At 71.5% G+C, this 1,662-nt stretch carries 2 protein-coding genes; both read right to left on the bottom strand.

Annotation, left to right across the window (positions count from 1 at the left end):
* Positions 1–374 (bottom strand): ATP-binding protein (locus BJF77_RS02460; protein WP_158041166.1); only part of this gene is annotated, 374 nt, incomplete at its 3' end.
* Positions 371–1,588 (bottom strand): IS21 family transposase, encoded by a 1,218-nt coding sequence (istA, locus tag BJF77_RS02455; protein ID WP_139318404.1) that lies wholly within the window; start codon positions 1,586–1,588, stop codon positions 371–373. The genes BJF77_RS02460 and istA, both read right to left, overlap by 4 nt.
* Positions 1,589–1,662: the final 74 nt, after the last annotated feature.

The following is a 1,662-nucleotide window of genomic DNA, read 5'->3' as shown; positions in this document are numbered from 1 at the left end:
CCCAGTGCGATCGCCAGGTGGGTCTTGCCGGTCCCCGGGGGCCCGAGCAGCACGACGTTCTCGGTACCGGGCACGAAGGTCGTGGTCGCCAGGTGCGCCAGCAGCTCGTTCTCCCGGGCGGCCAGCACGCTGGGGTCGAAGTCCTCGAGGGTCTTGATCTGGGGGAAGTGGGCCCCGGCGATCCGCAGCCGGTTGCCGTTGGCGGTGCGGGTGGCGACCTGCCGGCCCAGCACGGCGGCCAGGTACTGCTCGTAGGACCAGTGCTCGGTGCGGGCCTGTTCGGCCAGGGGGCCGGCCAGTTCGGCGATCTGCGGGGTCTTCATCGCCCGGCACAGGTAGCCGATCTCCTTGGCCGGGTCGGTGGTCGAGTTCATGAGGCTCTCCTGATCAGTTGGTCGTAGACGGCCAGATCCCGGGTGGGCACGGTGAACTCCCCAACACCGGCGGCTCGGGCCGGGCGCTGCTGGTAGGCCGCCCGGGCTGCGGCGGCCGCGGCCACGTGTGCCGGGTCGGTGACGGTGCCGGTGCCGGCCCACCGCCGGGGGTGGCAGGCCACCTCGCGCCCGACGGTGGTGGCGGTGACGGTGTGGTGATCGGCGCGCACGCTCACGATCCGTCCGATCGCTTCGGGGTGGATGGAGTAGTCGACCCCGGCCAGGCGCAGGTGGTAGTCCCGTCCCAGCCGGGTCGTGCTGCTCAGGCCCGTGGCCGGGGCCACCGGCGGCAGTACCCCCATCGCGGCCCGATCGGCTTCGAGCACCTCGATCGGGCGGGCGCCCAGGGCGCGGACCTTGCGCCGGTTGGCCACCTCGCCCAGCCAGTCCTGCAACTGGGCGTTGAAGTCGGCCGGGGAAGTGAACGTCCGTCCGGGCAGGAACGAGGTGCGCTGGTACCCGTTGGCGCGCTCTACCATGCCCTTGGTCTCGGGGTCGTAGGGGCGGGCCTGCCAGATGCGGGTGCCCAGCGTGCCTGCGAAAGCGGTGGTGGCCGGGGCCAGGCGCCGGTGGGCGCCGAGGCCGGCCTCGTTGTCCCACAGCAGCATCTTCGGCACCGCCCCGAGCCGCTCGAGCAGCACGTACATGCCCTCGAGGATGTCCCCGCCGGCCCGCGAAGGGATCATCACCGCCATCAGGAACCTGGAGTGCGCGCAGATCATCGTCAGCACCGGGAAGGACCGGGCCACCCCATGCTCATCGGGCACCACCGGCGGCGGGAACCACAGGTCGCACTGGATCACCTCCCCAGCACCCCAGCGCACCCGGTCCACCGGATCCGGCGGGGCGTAGCGCGGGCGAAGTTGCGCGACCTTGGCCCGCAGCACCGAGGCCGAGTGCTCCCACCCGATGCGCTGGCCGATGACCGACGCCGGCATCGTCGGGAACTCCCGCAACAGGGCCTCGATCCCCGGCACGAACGGGTCCACGATCGAGCCGGCCGGAGCGCGTTCGTACCTCGGCGGGACATCGCTGGCGATCGCTGCCCGCACCGTGTTCCTGGCCAACCCCAACTGCCGTGCAATCGCCTTGATCGGCATGCCCTCCGCCCGGTGCAACCGGCGGATCTCGGCCCAGTCCTCCACACTGATCACTCCCTCAGCATCACCGCCGAGGGGGTCAATTTTCGCTCGGCGCCCGAGGGTCAGTATTCAGACGGCATCGACAC

Source organism: Kocuria sp. CNJ-770 (assembly GCF_001942375.1).
GTDB lineage: Bacteria > Actinomycetota > Actinomycetes > Actinomycetales > Micrococcaceae > Kocuria > Kocuria oceani.
The sequence above is the reverse complement of the archived record's forward strand: the minus strand, read 5'-3'. Positions and strand labels throughout refer to the sequence as shown.